The organism is Aquilutibacter rugosus (assembly GCF_036541335.1).
In the GTDB taxonomy this organism is placed as follows: Bacteria; Pseudomonadota; Gammaproteobacteria; order Xanthomonadales; family Xanthomonadaceae; genus Aquilutibacter; species Aquilutibacter rugosus.
This window is the reverse complement of the sequence record NZ_JAZHBO010000001.1, coordinates 609,444-624,351: the sequence shown is the minus strand read 5'-3', so window position 1 is coordinate 624,351 and position 14,908 is coordinate 609,444. Positions and strand designations below refer to the sequence as shown.

The window sequence follows — 14,908 nt, the reverse complement described above, 5'->3', positions numbered from 1 at the left end:
CGACCCGCTGCTGCCTGTGTCAGGCGCCCTGTCCGGCGGGGCCTGCGGTGTGTCGGGCGTGCCGGTTGCGCCTTCCCTATATAGAGGCGGATGCGGTGTGCCGTTTCTGCGCTCGGCCCTTGGCGCCGGATGTGGAGGCCGTCTTCAGCGGCCTGCCGCCGCGTCAGTTTGACCGCACCGCCTGCGCACTGTGCGACTACGAGCGACCACCCATCGACGGCTTGCGCGCCCTGTTCCGATACCAGTCGCCGGTAGATGCCTGGATTCCGCAGCTCAAATTTCACGGCGGCCTGGCCACCGCGCGGCTTCTGGGCGAGCTGTTCGTCGCCCGGGCGAAGGCATTGCAGTGGCCGATGCCCGACCGGATTCTGCCCCTACCCTTGCACACCACCCGGCTGGGCGAGCGCGGTTTCGAGCAACCCTTGGAGCTGGCGCGGCCCTTGGCGCGCGGCCTGGGTCTGCCGCTGGATGGCGAATCTCTGCGCCGTGTGCGCCAGACTCGTCGCCAGTCGGAGATGGATATGGAACAGCGCCAAAGCAATCTGGAATGGGCATTTTCGGCGTCGTTCGCCACCATTAAAGGTAACTTGCCGTCCTTTGTTGCCATTATCGACGATGTTTTCACCACCGGCGCGACCGTCGGCGAGGCAGCGCTGGCCGTGCGGTCGGCGGGGGTGCCGCGGGTCGAGGCCTGGGTCATGGCCGTCACCGAATAGCGGTAACGCTTGCGCTCGGCGCGGGCATTGGCGACTATCAGCGAATGAAGACACTTGCGCATGTCACCTTTACGGCCGGTCTCGCTCTGGTCCTGGTCAGTTGCAGCCGCGAACCGACGGCCAATGCCGACACCTCGGCCACCACGGGCACCACCACTCCCGCACCCGCAGATGCCGGCCTCAGCGCGCTGTCTGTCGACGAACTACGGGCCAGCCTGAGCAAGGCGCAAGCTCAGACGCGCCTGTATGCGCCGGCGGGAGACAATGCCTTCGAGTACTTGCTGGCTCTGCGCGATAAGTTGCCGGGCGATGTCGGCGTGACCTCGCAGCTGATTGATGCGACGCCGATGCTGATCGCCGCCACCGAGCAGTCCCTGCACGTGGCCGACGGACTCGAGTATCAGCGGCTGATGGCGCTACTGCGGCGGGCCGACAGTGCCAACCCGGCGATTGCACGGTTGATGAGCGAGCGGGAGCAGGCGGTCGCACTGGCGGCGCGGCAGCAGGCGGCGGCGCAGGCCGAACGGGCTCGCGAGTTGACGCGGCAACAGGCGGCCAAGGCGATAGCGCGCGAACGGGTGCAGGCCCAGGCCCAGGCGGCGGCACAGACATCCACCGCGCCGGTCAGCGGCTCCGGTAGCGCCTCGCCGCGGGACCCGGCCACGTCTTCAGCGAGCACGCCTGCACCGGCCACGCCAACCGGTGAGTCGCGCGCCGATCAGCCTCCGGCTGCGGCGGCAACTTCACGCGCATCGCAGCAGGAGTTGTCCGCCCCCGAGCCGAAGTATCCGCGGGCGGCACTCGCCGGCGGCATTAGCGGCGAGGTCACCGTAGAGCTCACCGTCGGCCGCGACGGTCACGTCATCAGCGCGCGCGTCGTGCAAGCGACACCGCGTGGCGTGTTCGACCGCGCGGCCCTCGATGCCGTCAAACAATGGAAGTACCCCGCGCAACCGGCGCCGCTGACGTTACGTCGCACCTTTGCCTTCGCACCTGCAGGCGCGCAATAAAAAACCGGCGGTCAGCACGTAGGCCCACCGCCGGTTGAACGCTTTATAGCGCTAGCGCATTAGCCGGAGATGGCCAGGCGCTCATCGTTATAGCGCAGCACGGCCAGCACCCAGAACACCGCGGCCACGCCAAACGCGCCGGCAAAGTAGGTGGCCCACACTTGCGGCGAGATCCATTCCTCGCGCAGTAGTTTTTGGATCAGCTGGTTCTGCGACAGGAACGGCACGGCAAAATGCCACAGCTTTTCCTTGATCGGATTAATCATCAGCAGCACACCGGGAATCATCGGCATCAGCATCAGGATGACGATCAGCGACTGTGCCTCCTTCATGGTCTTGGCGCGCGCGGCCAGCCAAGTCAACAGGGCGGCACCCAGCACCACCAGCGGCAGCAGAATAAAGACCAGAGAGATGATGGTGACGAAAGGTACGTCCATCATCTTGGCCGACTCGCCCCCGATCAGTGCGCCGAGCTTAAAGCCCAGCAAGGTCAGCACAATCGAAAGAATGCCGATGACCGTGGCCGCGCCCATTTTGCCCGACACGATCGAGCCCCGCTTGGAAGCGGTCGTCAGCAGGGGCTCCATGGACTGATGTTCGCGTTCGCCGGCAGTCGCTTCGAACAGCAAGGCCGCACCACCCAGGAACGCCGTCAGCATCAGCAGGTACGGCAGCATAAAGGCCAGAAAGCCGTTCTTTTTGGCCGCCGCAGGCGCCAGATCGCGCGTACCCACGTTGACCGGCTTGACCAGCAGCGGACTGACGCCACGCACGGTCAGGCGCAGACTGCCGACCTGGTTGTTGTACACGTCCAGGGCATCACGCAGTCGGCCCACCAGGGTATCGGCATTACGCCGGGTGCTGTCGGTCATGATTTCGACGGTAGCCGGTTCACCGGTACGGAAATTCTCGGGGTATTCCTCGTCCACAACCAGGGCCATATCCAGACGCTGATCGCGGATCTGAGCCTCGACATCCTTGGGTGCGTCGGTTGCGTTGATTCCTGCAGCCTTCAGGAAGTTCATCAGGTTCGGGGCCGCTTCGCGATTCACAACCGCCAGCGTGATGGGCTGTTGCAGCTGAGTCTCGGTGCGGTCCTTAGCCACCTTGCCCATGCCGATCAGAAGCAGGGGATACAGCAGCGGCGACACCAGCAGCAGATTGATCATGGTGCGACGGTCACGGAAGGTGTCCATCAGCTCCTTGCGAAGCACCGTCACGAAACTAAGGAAAGCGGTCGTCTTCATGCGTGCAGGCCCTCCTCGGTTCCGATCAGCTTGACGAAGGCATCCTCAAGGTTGTCATTGCCCGCCAGCGCACGCAGCTCGTCGGGGGTCCCCGCCGCCATCACCCGGCCCTTGGCAATAATGATGATGCGATCGCATAGCGCTGCGACTTCCTGCATGATGTGCGACGAGAAGATCACGCAACGGCCTTCGCGCCGCATCTGCATCAGAAACTCGCGCATGGCACGGGTGGTCATGACATCGAGACCGTTGGTGGGCTCATCGAGAATCACGTTGCGCGGATCGTGCACCAGCGCCCGCGCGATGGCGGTCTTGGTGCGTTGACCTTGCGAGAAGCCCTCGGTCCGGCGATCCAGAATGTCACGCATCTCCAGCGAATCGGCCAGCGTTTCGATGCGGGCACGGATCGTGGCGTCGTTCATGCCGTTGAGACGACCGTAGTATTCGATGTTCTCGCGCGCCGTCAGGCGCTTGTAGATGCCACGCGCGTCGGGCAACACGCCCAAACGTTCACGTGCCTCGATCGGATTGGCAATCGCATCAATACCGTCAATAGTGACCGTGCCGCTGGTGGGACGCATCAGCGTGTAGAGCATGCGCATGGTGGTGGTCTTACCGGCGCCGTTGGGACCCAGCAGGCCGGTGATCTGACCATCGGGCGCTTCGAGTGAGACGCCATTCACGGCGTTGACGAGTTCTTTTTTGACCTTGAAACTTTTATGCAAATCGTTGGCGATGATCATGTCCGCTCTCCTTAAGGTTCCCAGCCATTGAAGCCGGTAAACGGCGGAATAAAGCCCAGAGAATCCAGGCACTTGGCATCGAGCGATTTGGCATCGCCGCGATCAATAAACTGCGCCGTGAGGCGCGCAGTACAACCGCGCATCATCGAACCGTGACCCGAGCCCTTGAGTGTCAGCTGACGACCATTGGGATAGAACTTGGCGATCTCGGCTGCATACGCAGGCGGCGTCACCGGATCGAGCTCACCCGACAGCATCAGCGTGGGTATTTGCCTAACCGGCGTGTCAGAGAAATCTTTAGGCGCCGTACCCGATGGCCAGTACTTGCAGGCCTCTGCATATTCCGTGCGGAAATCACGGCCGAGCAGTGAGTTCTGATCACCGGCAGCCGTCTGCGCGCTCCAGCGCGGCAGATCTTCGGCACAAACCACCGACATGAACAGGCCGGCCTCGATACCGTAACTGTTATCGGAGGTGGCGTTGATCAGTGAACCCAGCGGCTGATAATCGCCCTGTTCGGCACGCTTGATCAGCAAGGGCAAGATGGACATGGCCTCGGGTGAGTACGCCAGTTTCTGTACTAGCGCCGTGAGACGAGTGCCATCAATCGTGAGCGTGTTGAGATCATTGGTGGCGTTATCGCGTACCTGCACCGAAGCCGGCGCCGCATTGAGGCGGATACGCAGATCACGCAGGCGCTGGGAGAGATTGCCGCCGTACTCAGCCTTGCAGGCTTTGTCCTTGGCGCAGTAAGCATCTTGAGCCTTCAGCGCGTTGTCGAGCTGGCGCGCAAACTCGCCGCCGACCACCAGACGATTCGGCACCACGCCATCGAGCACCATGCTACGAACGTTAGCGGGATGTGCCTGCGCATACTTTTGCGCAACGCGCGTGCCGTAGGAGATGCCAACCAGATTGTATTGCGGCACCTTTAAGCGTTGTCGCACGGTTTCGAGATCACGAACAAAATCCGTAGTCGTGTAGAAGCGCGTGTCGGCTTTGGTTGCCACCTCGGCCTGACAGACCTTCATGGCCTCGAGTTGCTGTGCAGGCGTCAGCTGCACATCTTCGAGTTCAAACCGCGCCTCGGCCTTAGGGCAGGACAGCACATTGGATTCGCCCGTGCCGCGCTGATCGATCAGCAGCAGATCCCGATTGCGATTGGCCTGCGCCAGAATGGCACGCGCATAGCTGGCGTAATCCACCGCGGCCTGGCCGGGACCGCCGGCAAGAAACACAATGGGATCTTTAAGCGAACCGTTCTCCGAAGGAATCCAGGCCAGATTCAGTTCAATCTGTCGACTCTTGGGATTGGCTGCATCTTCGGCCACTTTGGTCTTGGCGCAATAGGCTTTTGATGCATCGAGACCTTGCTTGCTCGCCAGCGCGCAGGGCTCAAACGTAATGTCGCCCCATTTGCGCGCCGATTCGCTGCCTTCGGCTGCGGGCTTGGGCGAACAACCGCCGAGCGCAAACAGCGCTGCCGTGCTCAGCCCAATGGCGGCGGGTCGCATCCAACTAACTTTCGTCATACTTACTCAGGTCCTTATAGATCCTTGAAACAGTCGAACGGTCAGCATGGCCATCGACCGACGAATGCGCGATTGATCCCTGCCATAATGCCGAACTGGCAGATTTTTGCGTATGCCATTAGTAACGAAGGCCGGACGGCGCTCCGTCACTTAAGGCATTACACGTTGCTGACGTACTTTTCTCGGCGGATATAACGGGTGGAGAGGCCGCGATCCTTGAGGTCGGTGAAACACGCGTCGACCATGTTCGGATTGCCGCACAGATAGGCGATATCCGTTGCCGCGTCGGGTTTGATCGCATCCAGGGCCTGCTGCACATAGCCGTGGATCGGCGTCACATTGGGCGCGGTGAACTCCGTGGTCTCACGAGAGAGGCACGGATGATAGTGGAACAATGGGTTTGCGGCGGCAAATGCGGTGAACTCATCGGCATACAGCAGCTCGGCGCCGGTGCGCGCACCCTGCAGCAGGTGAACTTGGACACCGCGCTCGGCCATCAGCGCCGCCAGTTGCGGCAACATGGACCGATAAGGTGTGATGCCGGTGCCGGTACCGATCAGCAGATACCGCGCGTTGCGATCGGTCGCGTCCAGTACAAAGCGGCCATACGGGCCGCTGCAAAACACGGTGTCACCCACCGCGAGATTCTCGAATAGTGCGGTGGCCCGGCCACCGGGAACAAAGGAAACAGCAAACTCGACTGCCTCGCCGGGTCCGAGCGCGTGATCGTGCTGCGTGGCCAGGGAGTAGCTGCGTTTGGCCGCCGTGCCATCGGCATATTCAAAATGGAGCTGGATAAACTGCCCCGGCACAAAATCCAGAGCATCGCCATCGGACCGTTCAAACACGTAGTGGTAGACCGTCGGTGCCAACGGACGGGCACTGAGCAGACGAATCGGGAATTGCGGATGCATGAAGCCTATAATAACCGTTTGCCCTCTTTGGCCTGTGTTCGAGATGTCTGATTCCTCTACTTTGGCCCTGCGCGTTCGTGATTTGCGCAAGACTTATGACAACGATGTCACCGCTCTCAAGGGCGTCACCCTCGATGTGGAACCTGGTGATTTCTTCGCCTTGCTGGGTCCTAACGGTGCCGGCAAGTCCACTCTGATCGGGATCATTTCATCGCTGGTGAACTTGAGCTCCGGTTCGGTCGAGATTTTCGGCATTGATCTGGTGCGTGAGCGCTCGCGTGCGATGCGTGAGATCGGCCTGGTCCCGCAGGAAATCAACATGAATATGTTTGAGACTCCGCGCGACATTCTGGTCAACTACGCCGGTTTTTACGGCGTGCCACGCGCCGAGGCCTTAGTCAGAGCTGATCAGGAACTCGAACGCGCGCATCTGACCGCCAAGGCCAATGTCATGGTCCGCACCCTGTCAGGTGGCATGAAGCGTCGTCTGATGATTGCCCGCGCCATGATGACGCGCCCGCGTCTGCTGATTCTTGATGAGCCCACCGCCGGTGTTGACATCGAGATCCGCCGCGACATGTGGACGAACCTGCGCGAGATCAATCGCGCCGGCACCACCATCATCCTGACTACGCACTACTTAGAAGAGGCGGAGTCGCTGTGCCGCAATCTGGCCATCATCAATCGTGGCGAGATTATTGAGCACGGCAGCATGCGAACCCTGCTCGCCAAACTCGATGTCGAGGGCTTCCTGCTCGATGTCGAAGGCGACATCCCTGCAACCCTGCCGGCCATCGAAGGCACGGTGCTCAAGCGCGAAGACGATCACACGCTGGCGCTAGAAATGCCGCGGGCTATGGATCTCAACAGCGTCTTTAATGCACTGAGTGACCATGGCATCCGGGTGCGCTCCATGCGCACGCAATCCAACCGACTCGAAGAGCTGTTCGTCCGCCTGACCGCCGGTGGTTCCATGAACACTCTGGGGGCTTCCGCATGAATTCCGTAACGACAACCACCACGCCTTCACCAGCTAGCGCCAACCTCACGGCGCTGTTCACCATTGCCCGCCGCGAAGTGGCGCGCATTATGCGCATCTGGGGCCAGACCCTGGTGCCGCCCGCCATCACCATGACACTGTACTTCCTGATCTTCGGCAAGCTGATCGGCTCGCAAGTGCGCGATATGGGCGGCGTGTCGTACATGTCGTTTATCGTGCCAGGCTTGGTCATGATGTCTGTGATCCAGAATGCATACGGCAATATCTCCTCCTCGTTCTTCGGCGCCAAATTTGGCCGTCATATCGAGGAACTGCTGGTCTCGCCCATGCCCAACTGGGTCATCCTGCTCGGCTACGTCAGCGGCGGCCTGCTGCGCGGCCTGATGGTCGGCGCCATCGTACTGGTCATCTCCATGTTCTTTACGGACCTGTCCGTGCCGCATCCGCTGATCACGCTGCTGACCGTGCTGCTCGGTGCCACAATTTTCTCGCTAGCCGGCTTTATCAACGCGGTCTATGCCAGAAAGTTCGATGACATTGCCATCGTCCCGACCTTTATCCTGACCCCGCTGACCTATCTGGGTGGCGTGTTCTATTCGACGGAGATGCTGCCCGACTGGGCGCGCACGCTGACCCATTTCAATCCGGTGTTCTACATCGTCAACGCATTCCGCTACGGCTTGCTGGATAAGACCGATGTGCCGATGTGGACTTCGTTCGGTCTGATGTTTGCATTCGTGATCGGCTTGGGCGCGCTGGCGCTGTTCCTGCTCAAGCGCGGCACCGGTCTGCGTTCCTGATCCCGTAGCGCTTTGCGCAAAGTGGCGAGTTTTTGACCACTCACCTCCACGAAAGCCGGAATCAGCGGTCAAGGCAATTTGTGAGATGCTGAACGAGTGAGCACAGCTCGAACGCTAGATCTCAAGACCAAATAAATGAAGGCTCTCGTATTTCTCGCTTCACGCCGCAAGTCATCACCACCGCTTCCGGCAAGACTGGGTGAGCGTGTCTGCGCGTTCCTGATGTCGCAGCTTGCCGGCCGCTTTGAAGCAACGCTTATTGATCCGTTGGACTACCCGGCCACTGATACGTTCAAGCCTGCATTCTCCTACTCCGATAACGCGAAGCCCTCGCATCTATCCGGTTTGGAGAGTCTCATAGCGCAGGCGGATGCATATGTCATGGTCAGCCCCGAATACAACCACTCAATGAGTCCTGCGCTGTCCGACCTGCTGAACCAGTTTCCCAGCTCCGTCTTTTCATTCAAGCCAAGCTTGATTGCCACGTACTCAAGCGGCCAGTGGGGCGGCACGCGCGCGGCGGTGGGCATGCGCCCATTCTTGTCAGAGTTGGGCTGTATTCCTGTTTCTGCGATGTTGCACTTTCCGCGGGCGGATAAAGTGTTTCAAGCAGACGGAACGCTGGCTCCAGGCCAAGAGGAAGGCCGTTGGGCAAGCTACGCCAATCGCGGCACCGAGCAGCTTCATTGGTGGGCGGCTGCAGCCGCGCATCAGCGCGCGGTCTTGGACCCTTTCGCAGCATCCCCGCCCTTCAGACGTGCCCCTCCCGAGCGTGATGCACCTGGCGTCTAATACCTAACTCAAGAATTTGGTTGTTTTGGCTTTCACCCATTGTTGGGTAGTGTCACGCGCTTCGCATCGCGACGTAAAATAAAATGTCAGACTACGACGCCCAGGGCAAAGCCCGCCAATTTGCGGGCATGCTTGCGGACATCGCGCGGCCACTTGCGGGTGGCCTTGGCAAACTTGTTGGCATCTTTAGCGAACAGCGCACGGGTTGCTTCCTCGTAGCCCGGCGCATTGCTGGCCATGGCAGTCATAAAGCGATAGGCCGACTCCAGACTCGCCTGAGAGTTGGCGGCGTTCGGCTCGGCCTTCATGGCCAGTTCGACCAGCTTGCGCAGCGTGACCGATGCCCCGCCGCTTTGGCCCTGCAGCCACTCCCAGTGACGCGGCAATAAAGTGATTTCCTTGCTCACTACGCCCAGACGCGGACGGCCCCGACCGCGTTTCAGCATGGCGGCGGTGGCCTGCTGCGCGGCGAGAATGCGGGCGCTCACGTCCTCGGCAGTGCCGCGCAAATCGAGCTCGACCGGTTCGCTACTGACCGCGTCGAAGGCCAGAATCGTCACGGTTGGATCGGTCAGCAGTTGAGCATGGGCGGCCAGTGCGACTTCGAGCGGCTCGCCCTTTGCGATGCGATCCGAGCCGGCAAAGGCTAACCACTGACTGGACATTTCGAACGACTCCGGGTTGTTGAGCTATCAATTTACCCAGATTAAATTATTTTTACAAGGTAAAAAATCGCCGCGTGTTCTCGGTGGCGAGATCTGCTGTGGTCTCGGGGGACTCGCCACGGTCGCTCGCCAGCTCTTCAAGGATGTGGGGCAGGTACTTGGGCTCGTTGCGGCGGTCCTTGGGCATCGGCTTGAGAGTGCGCGGCAGCAGGTAGGGCGCGTCGGTCTCGATCATCAGCCGATTGGTGGGGATATCGCGGACCAGTTCGCGCAGATGCTGGCCACGACGCTCGTCGCAGAGCCAGCCGGTGATGCCGATATACCAGTCCCGATCTAGGTAGTCGTACAGCTCCTCGCGGGTGCCGGTAAAGCAGTGGACCACGGCGGGGCCGAGACGGCCTTCGAAATTGGCCATCATGGCGAGAAAGTCGGCGTGCGCATCGCGCTGGTGCAGGAACAGCGGCTTGCCGATCTCAGTCGCGGTCTGGAGCTGCATCTCAAAAGCGCGGCGCTGAGCGGGTCGCGGCGAGAAATCGCGGAAATAGTCGAGACCGCACTCACCGACGGCGACCACCTCGGGGTGGGCGAGTAGGGCGCGCATCTCGGCATCGCACTCGGCCGTGTATTCGGTGGCGTGGTGGGGGTGCACACCGGCGGTGGCGTAACAGACACCCGGATACTCGCGGGCCAGCTCCAGCGCCATGGGCGAGTGCTCACGCGAGGCCCCGGTCACAATGAATTGCTCCACGCCGACGGCCTGCGCATCGGCAATGACCTGCGCCCGATCGCGGTCAAAACTGTCGTGGGTGAGGTTGGCGCCGATGTCGATCAATTTCATCCGTGCGATTTTACTTTAGACTGCCCCGTAATGACTGATGCCGCGCTACCCATCGATGCCGTCCTGCCCGAGTTGCTGGACACGCTGCGCACGCATCCGCGGGTGATCCTGCAGGCCGAGCCCGGTGCCGGCAAAACGACGCGCGTGCCGCTGGCCGTGCTGGAGTCAGGCCTGGTCGAAGGCACCATCCTCATGCTGGAGCCGCGCCGCGTGGCCGCCCGCAACGCCGCCACCTTCATGGCCGCCCAGCTCGGCGAGCCGGTCGGGGAGACGGTGGGTTATCGCATCCGTTTCGAGAACCGCATCTCCGCCCGCACCCGCATCGAGGTCCTGACCCAAGGCCTGCTGACCCGTCGTTTGCAGGATGACCCGGAGCTGGCCGGCGTCGGCATGATCATCTTCGATGAGTTCCACGAGCGCCAACTGGCCTCGGATCTGGGGCTGGCCCTGGCGCTGGATGTGCAGGATGGCCTGCGCGACGATCTGAAACTGCTGGTGATGTCCGCCACCTTGGAGCTGCAGTCTCTGGGCGCTTTTCTGGATGCGCCGGTGGTCGAGAGCGAAGGCCGTGGCTACCCCGTGACTGTCGAGCACGTGGCCGGCGGTCGCGACGAGCGAACGGAACAGCTAGTGGTGCGAACCGTGCGCCAAGCGTCAACAAAACACCCGGGCGATATTCTGGTGTTTCTGCCCGGCACGGGTTTGATCCGCCGCCTGCAGCAGTCTCTCAGCGACCTTCATACCGTGGCGCTGCACGGGGATCTCCCTGTCGATGCCCAATCGGCCGTCCTAAATCCCCCCGAGGACACGCCCCAGCGCATCATTTTGGCCACCAATGTCGCCGAATCCAGCGTCACGATCCCCCGTGTGCGCACAGTGATTGATACCGGCCTGGCCAATGAGCCGCGCTTTGAGCCGACCACTGGCCTCTCCGCGCTACGGACCGTGCCGATCTCGCAGGCCAGCGCTACTCAACGCAGCGGTCGTGCCGGCCGCACGGCGCCGGGTCACGCCTACCGCCTGTGGCCCTCGTCGCAGCGCCTGGAGCCGCAACGCCGGGCGGAAATTACCCAAGTCGATTTATCCAGCCTGGCCTTGGAGCTCGCCGCCTGGGGCAGCACCGACCTGCGCTTTTTGGATTCGCCGTCCCAGCCCATGCTGGCCGCAGCCCGCGAGCAGCTTCGCGGCCTCGGCTTTCTCGACGCGCACGACCACCTGACCGACGACGGGCGCCGTGCCCTGCAGCTCGGCCTTCCACCCCGCCAAGCGCGGCTGGTGCTGAATGCCGACCGCCATGCCGACATTGCCTCGGTGCTGGCCCTGCTCGAATCGCGCACCGCACGCCACAGCGACGACCTGGTCCGCCTCTATCGTGAGTGGCTGGCCAACCCCAAGGGCCGCGACTGGGCTGCGGCCGCCCGCCTGCGTGAGCAATGGCAGCGCCGCCTGCCTAGCCGTGGCGCCCCCAACCCCGACAATCTCGCCCTGACCCTGGTCGAAGGCTATCTCGATCGCGTGGCGCACCGCAGCGACCGCGACCCGTTGCGCTACCAGCTGTTCAATGGCCAGACCGCGGTGCTGCACCCGGAAACCGACTTGCGCGGCCACGAATGGCTGGTCGTCGCCGAGCTGGAGCACGACCGCCCCCACGCCCGCATCCGTGCGGCAGCGCCCATCACCGAATCCATATTGCGCGAACGTTTTGCCGACCACTGGCGCCGCGAGACGGTGGCCGAGTTCGACCCCCGCACCGAAGCGATGCATGCCTATCAGGTCGAGCGCTTCGGTCGGATCGAAACCGAGCGCAAGTCCGCCGGTGCCGCCGATCCGGAGCAGACTGCACAAGCCCTGGTCCGCTACGTGCAAGCGCAGGGCATGGCGAGCCTGCCGCTGGCCGACCGCACGCAAGAATGGCTGACGCGGGTGCGCTGCGCCCGACACTGGCTGCCGGAACGCACGGCCGATTGGCCATCCATGGACAGCGCCGCCCTGTTGGCCGACCCCGGCTGGCTGCTGCCCGTGGTCCGTGGCAAGTCCCGCCTGCGCAATATCGACCCCGAGGCCATCGACAATGCGCTGCGCAACTTGTTGCCCTGGGATGCCCGGCGCCAGCTCGACGAATGGTGTCCGCGCCGGATCACGGTGCCCTCGGGCATGGAGCGCGGTATCGAGTACGCCTTTGACGAACAGTGGCGCAATGCCGAAGGCGAGACCGTCACCCACGCCCACCCGCCGGTGCTGGCCGTCAAGTTGCAGGAACTGTTCGGACTCAAGGAAACGCCGCGGATTGCCGATGGCCGCATCCCGCTGACCTTGCATCTGCTGTCGCCCGGCGGCAAACCCTTGCAAGTCACCACCGATTTGCGCAGCTTCTGGAGCCAGACCTACCCCGAGGTGCGGAGGGAAATGAAGGGTCGCTACCCGCGGCATCCTTGGCCGGACGACCCCGACAGTTTTGAGCCCACCCACAAGACCACGCGCCGACTGCAGGAATCGCGCAAGTCCTGAGCCCGCGGCGGCCCAACGGCAGTTGAACAGGGTTCAGCCACGGGGGCCAAAAATCACAATTTTCCAACACGCCGTGCGTATGCTGGAGCCATGGATTTTGGCCAAATGGGAGGCCCTACAATGAGCAAGAACCAACTCGCCGACATCTTTGATGCGGTTAGCAAGCAACTGCGCAATGCCGATAGCGATACCGCTCTCAAGTGGTTCAACCAAGGTCGCGCTGCCGCCAAGGACTTTGTAAAGGCCGGCTCCGAAACCGTGGTGGATCGCGCCGGCGACGCCAAGGAAAAGACCGTTGACTTCCTCAAGTCCAACGACCAGGTCCAGGCCGTCCGCAAAGGCGCTGTCGTGGCTGGCCGCAAGGCCAAGGAAAACCCGCTGCTGACGGCCGCTGCCGTGGCGGCGGTCGCTGCTGCTGCGTACCAGATCAACAAGAAGATCAAGGAACGCGATGCCGACCGGATCTTTGATCACGATCGCTAAGCGTTTGCGCCGGTTCGTAACACCCGTTTAGCAAAAACCCCGCCATCGGCGGGGTTTTTGTTTTTGGTAAGGGGTGCTTGCTTACGCCGCACCCGCTTCGATCACGAACGAGGAGCCGCCATCGCTACCGCGCTCGTACCACATCTGTCCGCCGTGCGATTCGATGGTGCGCTTGGCCAGCGACAGTCCGAGGCCACTGGATAGGCGCTCGTCGTTGCTGCCTTGGCGCTGGGAGTGCAGTCGAACAAAGGGTTTGAACAGTTGGCGTTGCTGCGATTCGGTCAGGCCGGGGCCATGGTCCGTGACACGCAGGCGCCAGTAACCGGGCGCGCCCGCATGCACGGCAACTTCGACCGGTGCGTTAGGCGCATATTTGAGGGCATTGGTGATCAGGTTTTCGCCGACCTGCCGCAGAACCTGCTCGGCAATGGACACGGTCACCGGCTCCGGCGGCTTGATCACGGTCAAAGGCATGCCGGTCTGTTCCAGGCGCTCGCGATAACGCCGATCAATCCATTCGGCCACCGCGGTCAAGTTGGCTCTGCCGGCTTGCGGCACGGCTTGTGTCTGCGCCGCACGCTGCTCGAGATAATCGTGGATGTAGCCAACGGCATCGTTGCCGGCATCCTGGATGATCTCGTAATAGCGACCGATACGCTCAGGCGCGACACTGCCATCGCGCAACATCTGCGTAGCAAACAGGATGGAGCTCAGGGGATTCTTGAGATCGTGCGCCACCAGATTGACCACCTCCTCGCGCTCACGGGCCGTGCGTTGCAGTCGATCGTTGGTCTGTTTGAGCCGCAGATGCGCATTCACTCGCGCACGCAATTCGTTGCGACGATACGGCCGCGCCACAAAATCCACCACGCCCAGATCAAAGGCGCGCTCCAGGGTCATGTCATCGTAGGCGGCCGTGACAAACAGCACCGGAATCCGCTGGGTCAGCTGCTGCTCGCGCAACTCGCGCAGTACGTCAAAGCCATCCATGCCGGGCATCATCATATCCAGCAGAATCAGATCGGGCTTGAACTCGGGGATGGCATCCAGGCCCTGCCGGCCCGACACCTCGCAGCGGACGAGATAGCCTTCGGCCTCCAGTAGCATTCTGGCCGTGTCGAGATTGGCTTGCTGATCGTCAATGACGAGAACCCGCCCGGGCTCCTTGACGTACTGGAACAGCATTATGTTGACCCTAACGCCTGAAAATGGCGCCCATTATTGGGCAAATTATACCGCCGAACCCGCAACGTCCGTGATGAGACCGTCGGCGGGCACCGTTCCCTCAAAGCCAGCGTTCTACGAAGGCCGCGCCGGCCGCCGCCAGCAACAGCCCGCCCAGCATGCTCGCAATCATATAGCCCAAGGCCATCGCGGGCTGGCCGTGGCGCCAGATCAGCAGGGACTCCAGACCGAAGGCGGAGAAGGTGGTAAAGCCACCCAACACGCCCACCATCAGCAGCGGACGCACTACCGGCGACAGCGTCGCGGAGCGCTCGCAGTATGCCCACAGTATGCCAATCAGCAGACAGCCCAAGGTATTGATCCCGAAGGTTGCCCACGGCCATTGGCCTTGCATGATCGGGAACCGCAAGCCAAGCGCGTAACGCAGCACGCTTCCCAGCGCTCCGCCCAACGCCACCCAGAGAAAATTCATGGA

15 protein-coding genes are annotated in these 14,908 nt (G+C 62.1%); 7 read left to right on the top strand and 8 right to left on the bottom strand.

The features are described from left to right. Positions 1 to 119: 119 nt before the first annotated feature. Positions 120 to 716 (top strand): ComF family protein, encoded by a 597-nt coding sequence (locus V3390_RS02985; protein ID WP_331703292.1) that lies wholly within the window; start codon positions 120 to 122, stop codon positions 714 to 716. Between the two features lie 44 nt (positions 717 to 760). Beyond that, on the top strand, positions 761 to 1,726 hold the full coding sequence (locus V3390_RS02980; protein ID WP_331703291.1) for an energy transducer TonB: 966 nt from the start codon (positions 761 to 763) through the stop codon (positions 1,724 to 1,726). 59 nt (positions 1,727 to 1,785) lie between these two features. On the opposite strand, the gene V3390_RS02975 is transcribed toward V3390_RS02980, so the two are convergent. The 4 genes from V3390_RS02975 to V3390_RS02960 form a co-directional block, all read right to left on the bottom strand. Continuing rightward, positions 1,786 to 2,973, bottom strand: coding sequence for an ABC transporter permease (locus V3390_RS02975; protein ID WP_331689349.1), 1,188 nt, complete (start codon positions 2,971 to 2,973; stop codon positions 1,786 to 1,788). Continuing rightward, a complete protein-coding gene (locus tag V3390_RS02970) occupies positions 2,970 to 3,716 on the bottom strand; it encodes an ABC transporter ATP-binding protein (RefSeq protein WP_331689348.1) in 747 nt (248 codons plus the stop codon). Before V3390_RS02970 ends, V3390_RS02975 begins: the two co-directional genes overlap by 4 nt. An 11-nt stretch (positions 3,717 to 3,727) precedes the next feature. Further along, positions 3,728 to 5,248, bottom strand: coding sequence for an alpha/beta hydrolase (locus V3390_RS02965; protein WP_331689347.1), 1,521 nt, complete (start codon positions 5,246 to 5,248; stop codon positions 3,728 to 3,730). A gap of 158 nt (positions 5,249 to 5,406) precedes the next feature. Beyond that, positions 5,407 to 6,162 carry an FAD-binding oxidoreductase gene (locus tag V3390_RS02960; protein WP_331703290.1) on the bottom strand — a complete coding sequence of 252 codons (756 nt, stop codon included), beginning with the start codon at positions 6,160 to 6,162 and terminating at the stop codon, positions 5,407 to 5,409. A 43-nt stretch (positions 6,163 to 6,205) separates the two neighbouring features. On the opposite strand from V3390_RS02960, the gene V3390_RS02955 reads away from it, so the two are divergent. The 3 genes from V3390_RS02955 (at position 6,206) to V3390_RS02945 (ending at position 8,754) form a co-directional block, all read left to right on the top strand. Then, entirely contained in the window at positions 6,206 to 7,162 is a 957-nt protein-coding gene (locus V3390_RS02955) for an ABC transporter ATP-binding protein (RefSeq protein ID WP_331703289.1), read from the top strand. Continuing rightward, on the top strand, positions 7,159 to 7,962 hold the full coding sequence (locus tag V3390_RS02950) for an ABC transporter permease (RefSeq protein ID WP_331689344.1): 804 nt from the start codon (positions 7,159 to 7,161) through the stop codon (positions 7,960 to 7,962). Before V3390_RS02955 ends, V3390_RS02950 begins: the two co-directional genes overlap by 4 nt. A 135-nt stretch (positions 7,963 to 8,097) precedes the next feature. Continuing rightward, the gene (locus V3390_RS02945; protein ID WP_331703288.1) at positions 8,098 to 8,754 is read left to right on the top strand and encodes an NADPH-dependent FMN reductase; all 657 of its coding nucleotides are present in this window, start codon (positions 8,098 to 8,100) and stop codon (positions 8,752 to 8,754) included. Between the two features lie 86 nt (positions 8,755 to 8,840). Here the strand turns inward: V3390_RS02945 and V3390_RS02940 are convergent, their stop codons facing one another. Both V3390_RS02940 and V3390_RS02935 read right to left on the bottom strand, forming a co-directional pair. Beyond that, positions 8,841 to 9,419, bottom strand: coding sequence for a DUF2239 family protein (locus V3390_RS02940; RefSeq protein WP_331703287.1), 579 nt, complete (start codon positions 9,417 to 9,419; stop codon positions 8,841 to 8,843). 52 nt (positions 9,420 to 9,471) lie between these two features. Continuing rightward, entirely contained in the window at positions 9,472 to 10,257 is a 786-nt protein-coding gene (locus tag V3390_RS02935) for a TatD family hydrolase (protein ID WP_331703286.1), read from the bottom strand. Positions 10,258 to 10,287: 30 nt separating this feature from the next. On the opposite strand from V3390_RS02935, the gene hrpB reads away from it, so the two are divergent. Continuing rightward, positions 10,288 to 12,765 carry an ATP-dependent helicase HrpB gene (gene hrpB, locus V3390_RS02930; RefSeq protein ID WP_331703285.1) on the top strand — a complete coding sequence of 826 codons (2,478 nt, stop codon included), beginning with the start codon at positions 10,288 to 10,290 and terminating at the stop codon, positions 12,763 to 12,765. 120 nt (positions 12,766 to 12,885) lie between these two features. Next, positions 12,886 to 13,248: a hypothetical protein gene (locus V3390_RS02925; protein ID WP_331703284.1), complete on the top strand. Its 363-nt coding sequence runs from the start codon at positions 12,886 to 12,888 to the stop codon at positions 13,246 to 13,248. A gap of 81 nt (positions 13,249 to 13,329) precedes the next feature. On the opposite strand, the gene V3390_RS02920 is transcribed toward V3390_RS02925, so the two are convergent. Both V3390_RS02920 and crcB read right to left on the bottom strand, forming a co-directional pair. Continuing rightward, positions 13,330 to 14,433 carry a hybrid sensor histidine kinase/response regulator gene (locus tag V3390_RS02920; protein WP_331703283.1) on the bottom strand — a complete coding sequence of 368 codons (1,104 nt, stop codon included), beginning with the start codon at positions 14,431 to 14,433 and terminating at the stop codon, positions 13,330 to 13,332. Positions 14,434 to 14,533: 100 nt separating this feature from the next. Next, on the bottom strand, positions 14,534 to 14,905 hold the full coding sequence (gene crcB, locus V3390_RS02915) for a fluoride efflux transporter CrcB (protein WP_331703282.1): 372 nt from the start codon (positions 14,903 to 14,905) through the stop codon (positions 14,534 to 14,536). Positions 14,906 to 14,908 lie beyond the last annotated feature (3 nt).